The following is a 244-nucleotide window of genomic DNA, read 5'->3' as shown; positions in this document are numbered from 1 at the left end:
ATTCGAACCCACGCACGCTTTTACACGCCTGACGGTTTTCAAGACCGTTCCCTTCAGCCGGACTTGGGTAATCCTCCGATAAATAGTCCGTACGGGATTCGAACCCGTGTTACCGCCGTGAAAAGGCGGTGTCTTAACCCCTTGACCAACGGACCATATTTATTAAAAATGGGCACGAGTGGACTCGAACCACCGACCTCACGCTTATCAGGCGTGCGCTCTAACCACCTGAGCTACGCGCCCA

General features: G+C 53.7%; 2 tRNA genes. Both read right to left on the bottom strand.

The features are described 5' to 3' along the window. Window positions 1–83: 83 nt before the first annotated feature. A tRNA-Glu gene (locus KJR31_RS08520) sits at window positions 84–155 on the bottom strand. Window positions 156–169: 14 nt separating this feature from the next. Next, window positions 170–243: transfer RNA gene (locus tag KJR31_RS08515), tRNA-Ile, on the bottom strand. Between the last annotated feature and the right edge of the window lies 1 nt (window position 244).

Origin of the sequence: Streptococcus infantis, from assembly GCF_018499575.1 — a bacterium.
Classification (GTDB): domain Bacteria; phylum Bacillota; class Bacilli; order Lactobacillales; family Streptococcaceae; genus Streptococcus; species Streptococcus infantis_K.
This window is presented reverse-complemented; position numbering and strand designations above follow the sequence as displayed.